The organism is Mycobacterium gastri, assembly GCF_002102175.1.
GTDB classification, from domain to species: Bacteria; Actinomycetota; Actinomycetes; order Mycobacteriales; family Mycobacteriaceae; genus Mycobacterium; species Mycobacterium gastri.
The window spans coordinates 1-5,788 of sequence record NZ_LQOX01000032.1 but is presented as its reverse complement, the minus strand read 5'-3'; the positions used below and the strand labels follow the sequence as shown (position 1 = coordinate 5,788).

The window sequence follows — 5,788 nt, the reverse complement described above, 5'->3', positions numbered from 1 at the left end:
GCCAACAGGCGGTCAGGCTGCCGAACGACCAAACCGGCCCGGAATAATGTTGCCGCGGCGCAACTCTCGGTTCCGGTGTTCGAGGCCGGCTTGTCGGGCCCTCTGTTGTTTCGGCATGACTCCATCCCAATTCCATATGGAGCCTCAGTGCTCGTCACAGGCGATTTGCTCCGGTTGTCATGCCGCAGAATTTCGCTGTGGTCACGCCAGGACCACGACGGATCGCGCAGCCCGCGCAATTAGGGGAAATTGCACGCCCAGTTTACGATCCACCCGCCACCCAGGTCTTTCATGGCCTCTTGTTCTGCCTCGGGGCGCGTGAAGCCAGTTCCGCCTTGAAACCTTGAGCCGTCGAAGGCGACTGCGCCGCATCGGGTGAAACTGCTCAGCACCTGGCAGCTGTCAAGGCCGCACTGCTGCAAGGCCGCAATTTCCGCGCGGGATGGAGTTCGGGCATGCAGCGCTTTACCCCAGGCGCCGTTGGGCGCATAGGCTATTGCTCCGTAGTGTTTGTGTGGAGGGATAGGCATCTCGGGAATCGACACGTCATGAGCGCCTGCAGTCGCAACCAGCGCAACGCTTATCACGGTGATAACTGCCAGGCCGGCGACTCCAAGCGCGGTTCGACGTAGAAGCTTGGTCGTCATTTCCTTACTCCTTTCCAGCGAGTGACTTGCTGGCACTATCTACGATCACAGAGCTATACCCAACGGGGGTAGGGCAATAAGTCACCATGATGAGGCTCGAAGGTCTCGACCGCGCTAACGGTCGGTCCGGCCCGCATGATCTCCCGCTGTCAAAGCAGCGGCGATAACTCGTGGCACCCGGCCGCGGCCAACCCCGCGGGCTTGCTAAGCCCACGCTCCACCCTTGTGATATGGCACGCCGCATACGCGCGCCGCACGCCGTATGGGCGTGCCCAGACAGGCTGGTTCGACGAACTCCATAGGCCTTGACCTCCTCAACGGTAACGACTCGGCCCGCGCGCAACCCCGAATTCGCGGATGTTGCGCACTGACAATACGGATGCGCGCGGCGTCTCGCGTCGCCGGATACGCGTCGGAGACCGGATTCTTCCCAGGTCAGCGCCCGCCGACGGGGTAAGGTGCTTGACGTGGTGAGAATCAGCCGGGCCCACCCCGGGGCGAAGCCCGGGGTCAAAGTCGACGCACGTAGTGAACGCTGGCGCGAGCACCGCAAGAAGGTGCGCAACGAAATCGTCGAAGCGGCTTTCCGTGCTATCGACCGCCTTGGGCCCGAGCTGAGTGTGCGGGAAATCGCCGAGGAAGCCGGCACCGCCAAGCCCAAGATCTACCGGCATTTCACCGATAAGTCCGACCTGTTCGTGGCGATCGGGGAACGTCTGCGCGACATGCTGTGGGCGGCGATCTTCCCGTCGATTAACCTCGCCACCGACTCGGCCCGCGAGGTGATCCAGCGCAGCGTCGAGGAGTACGTCAACCTCGTCGACAAGCATCCCAACGTGCTGCGGGTATTCATTCAGGGCCGCTCCGCCACCCAGTCCGAGGCGACGGTGCGCACGCTCAACGAGGGCCGGGAGATCACCCTGACCTTCGCCGAATTGTTCAACAACGAGTTGCGGGAGATGGAGTTGAACCGTGCCGCGCTCGAGCTCGCGGCGTTCGCGGCCTTCGGGTCGGCGGCATCGGCCACGGAATGGTGGTTGGGCCCCGAGCCCGACAGCCCGCGACGGATGCCACGCGAGCAGTTCGTCGCGCATCTGACCACAATCATGATGGGCGTCATCGTGGGCACCGCCGAGGCGCTCGGTATCACCATGGACCCCGGCAAGCCGATCCACGACGCAGTGCCCAGCAACCGTGCCGTCAGCTAAGCGCCGTTGACATCCCTGCGGTAATCGGCAACACTCGTGGTATCCGATACCCAGGGTACTGGGTATTTCCGTTGACGCAGGCGCGTGCCGCCATAGTCGCGCCAACTCGTACAGACCCAACACGAAAGACCTAGCCACCATGACCGATGTCGTGATCCCGGCGACAGAACACGCCGACCAACCCCAGGCGCCCAAACCGCCGGTACAGACCCGCGCCGTCATCATCGGGACCGGGTTCTCCGGTCTGGGCATGGCCATCGCGCTGCAGAGGCAGGGCTTTTCGCCCCAAGACTTCGTGATCTTGGAGAAGGCCGACGACATCGGCGGCACCTGGCGGGACAACACCTACCCCGGCTGCGCCTGCGACATCCCGTCGCATCTTTACTCCTTCTCGTTCGAGCCCAAGCCGGACTGGAAGAACCCGTTTTCCTACTGGGACGAAATCTTGGGCTACCTCAAGGGCGTCACCGAGAAGTACGGGCTGCGCCGCTACATCGAGTTCAATTCCTTGGTCGACCGCGGTTACTGGGACGACGAGGAATACCGCTGGCACGTCTTCACCACCGACGGCCGCGAGTATGTTGCCCAATTTTTGATCTCCGGAGCCGGAGCGCTGCATATCCCGGCCTTCCCCGACATCGACGGGCGCCATGAATTCGCCGGCCCCGCTTTTCATTCCGCGGAGTGGGACCACGGCGTCGACCTCACCGGCAAGCGGGTGGCCATCATCGGGACCGGCGCCAGCGCGATCCAGATCGTGCCGGAGATCGTCGACCAGGTCGCCGAACTTCAGCTCTACCAACGCACTCCGCCGTGGGTGGTGCCGCGCTCCAACCCCGAGATCCCTCCGGCGCTACGCCAGGCCATGGCGAACGTTCCCGGGCTGCGTGCGCTGGCGCGCCTGGGTTTGTACTGGGCGCAGGAGGCGTTGGCCTTCGGCATGACCAAGCGGCCGAACGCGCTGAGGTTCATCGAGGCCTACGCCAAATACAACATTCGCCGCTCGGTGAAGGATCGTGAGCTGCGCCGCAAGCTGACCCCGCACTATCGCATCGGCTGCAAGCGGATCCTCAACTCCTCCACGTATTACCCAGCCGTCGCGAACCCCAAGACCGCATTGATCACCGACCGCATCACCCGGATTACCCGTGACGGGATCGTCACCGCCGACGGCGCCGGCCGTGAGGTCTCCCGAGAAGCCGACGTGATCGTGTACGCCACCGGCTTCCACGTCACCGACTCCTACACCTACGTGCAGATCAAAGGCCGCCACGGTGAGGATCTGGTCGATCGGTGGAACCGGGAAGGCATTGCCGCACACCGCGGAATCACGGTGGCCGAGATGCCCAACCTGTTTTTCCTACTCGGGCCCAACACCGGCCTGGGACACAACTCTGTGGTGTTCATGATCGAGTCGCAGATCCACTACGTTGCCGACGCGATCGCCAAGTGCGACAAGGCGGGCGCGCAGGCGCTAGCTCCCACGCGCGCCGCCCAGGATCGTTTCAACGACGAGCTGCAGCGCAAGCTGGCCGGCTCGGTGTGGAACAGCGGCGGCTGCAGCAGCTGGTATCTCGACGAGCACGGCAAGAACACGGTGCTGTGGGGCGGCTACACCTGGCAGTACTGGCGGGCGACCCGCTCGGTCAAGACCGACGAATACCAATTCTTCGGCGTCGGTAACGGCTCGGCGGAGAATCGGACGACTGTCGCCGCGGCGAAATAGCTACTTGGATGGTCGCGGCACCTGGCCATCACGCAGGCACGCCGTGCGACACGCAAACACAACCTCTTGTGTTGCGCCGGCTTGTCGGACCCCAGGGGTAGTGTTTGAGGCCTGAGTAGGGCGGCCGTTCTGGGAGGCAACAGTGAAGGTTATCGACCGGGTCTCAGCGATCAACTGGAACCGGCTGCAAGACGAAAAGGACGCCGAGGTCTGGGATCGGCTGACCGGAAACTTCTGGTTGCCCGAGAAGGTGCCGGTGTCCAATGACATCCCGTCCTGGGGCACGCTGACCGCCAATGAGAAGCAGCTCACCATGCGGGTCTTTACCGGTCTGACCATGCTGGACACCATCCAGGGCACTGTGGGTGCGGTCAGCCTGATCCCGGACGCGCTGACCCCCCACGAGGAGGCAGTGCTTACCAACATCGCGTTCATGGAATCGGTGCACGCCAAGAGCTACAGCCAGATCTTCTCCACGTTGTGCTCGACGGCCGAGATCGACGACGCCTTCCGCTGGTCGGAGGAAAACCCGAACCTGCAGCGCAAGGCCGAAATAGTGCTGCAGTACTACCGCGGGGACGAACCACTCAAGCGCAAGGTGGCCTCCACACTGCTGGAGAGCTTCCTGTTCTACTCGGGCTTCTACCTGCCGATGTACTGGTCGAGCCGGGCCAAGCTGACCAACACCGCCGACATGATCCGGCTGATCATCCGCGACGAAGCTGTCCACGGTTACTACATCGGCTACAAGTTCCAGCGCGGTCTGGCGTTGGTCGACGAGGCCAAGCGCGCCGAACTCAAGGACTACACCTACGAGCTGCTGTTCGAGCTCTACGACAACGAGGTCGAATACACCCAGGACCTCTACGACGAGGTCGGGCTGACCGAAGACGTCAAGAAGTTCCTGCGCTACAACGCCAACAAGGCACTGATGAACCTCGGTTACGAGGCGTTGTTCCCGCGTGACGAGACCGACGTGAACCCGGCGATTCTGTCGGCGTTGTCACCCAATGCCGACGAGAACCACGACTTCTTCTCCGGTTCGGGCTCTTCATACGTAATCGGCAAGGCCGTCGTCACCGAGGACGCAGACTGGGACTTCTAGGCTACTTCCAGGCCAACGGCAACGCGGCTTCGGTTGTATCCCCTGTGGGCCTGGCTTGAGTACATATGGCCAGGTGAAGGGGTGGAGGAAACCTGCCCAAAGTCGAGGACGGAGGCTGCAATGCGCGTTAGAGTCAATCTCTGACCAGCGCATCGATTGTCGTCGGACACCAAACGAGGTGGATCGTCGGCTGTTGGGAGGTGCCACATGTCGTACTTGATCGCAGCGCCGGAGGCGCTGATGGCGGCGACAACGGATTTGGCAAATCTCGGCTCGACAATCGGCGCAGCCAACGGTGCTGCTGCCGCCAACACGACGCGGTTGCTGGCCGCGGGTGCTGATGAGGTGTCGGCGGCGATCGCGGGCTTGTTTGGTGCGCACGGCCAGGCCTACCAGGCGCTGAGCGCGCAGGCCGCGGCGTTTCATGACCAGTTTGTGCAGGCCTTGGCCGCTGGTGCGAACTCGTATGCGGCTGCCGAGGCTGCTAGCGCTTCGCCGCTGCAGAGCTTGCTCGACGCGATCAACGCGCCCGTTCAGGCGGCTACCGGGCGTCCGCTGATCGGCAACGGGACCAACGGCGCCCCGGGCAGTGGGGCCAATGGTGGGGACGGCGGGTGGTTGTTCGGCAACGGCGGCAACGGCGGGTCGGGCACGAGTGCAGGTGGGCCCGGCGGTAACGGCGGCGCGGCCGGGCTGGTCGGCAACGGGGGCGCCGGCGGCGCCGGCGGGAGCGTCAACGGGGTCGGCCCGGCCGGGACCGGCGGCGCCGGCGGGACCGGCGGCGTACTCGTCGGCAACGGTGGCGCGGGCGGCACCGGCGGGGTCTCAGGAGCAAGCAATGGCGTCAGCGGGGCCGGCGGGGCCGGCGGCAACGCTATCGGGCTGTTCGGCAACGGCGGGGCCGGCGGGCTGGGCGGTCAAAGCGCGAACAACGGCCTCGGCGGGTCCGGCGGGGCCGGCGGCCACGCCGGGGTATTCGGCGACGGCGGTACGGGTGGGGCGGGCGCTACCGGCGGCGGCGGTGCCGGTACCGGCGGAACCGGCGGCGCCGGCGGCGCCGGCGGGATGGTCGCCGGCAACGGCGGAGCGGGCGGCGTGGGCG

4 protein-coding genes and 1 pseudogene are annotated in these 5,788 nt (G+C 64.7%); 4 read left to right on the top strand and 1 reads right to left on the bottom strand.

Translation table 11 applies throughout. The features are described 5' to 3' along the window. Positions 1-239: 239 nt before the first annotated feature. Positions 240-647, bottom strand: a complete 408-nt coding sequence (locus AWC07_RS02590; protein WP_084293650.1) for a DUF4189 domain-containing protein — start codon at positions 645-647, stop codon at positions 240-242. A 467-nt stretch (positions 648-1,114) separates the two neighbouring features. On the opposite strand from AWC07_RS02590, the gene AWC07_RS02585 reads away from it, so the two are divergent. From AWC07_RS02585 to AWC07_RS29670, 4 genes and pseudogenes are all read left to right on the top strand, one after another. After that, a complete protein-coding gene (locus AWC07_RS02585; RefSeq protein WP_036416726.1) occupies positions 1,115-1,855 on the top strand; it encodes a TetR/AcrR family transcriptional regulator in 741 nt (246 codons plus the stop codon). Positions 1,856-1,994: 139 nt separating this feature from the next. Beyond that, complete coding sequence (locus AWC07_RS02580) at positions 1,995-3,581, top strand: flavin-containing monooxygenase (protein ID WP_036416720.1); 1,587 nt, start codon at positions 1,995-1,997, stop codon at positions 3,579-3,581. Between the two features lie 142 nt (positions 3,582-3,723). Beyond that, positions 3,724-4,686 (top strand): class 1b ribonucleoside-diphosphate reductase subunit beta, encoded by a 963-nt coding sequence (gene nrdF, locus AWC07_RS02575; RefSeq protein ID WP_036416716.1) that lies wholly within the window; start codon positions 3,724-3,726, stop codon positions 4,684-4,686. A 207-nt stretch (positions 4,687-4,893) separates the two neighbouring features. Further along, positions 4,894-5,433: pseudogene (locus AWC07_RS29670) on the top strand (PE family protein); the annotation flags it as partial. Between the last annotated feature and the right edge of the window lie 355 nt (positions 5,434-5,788).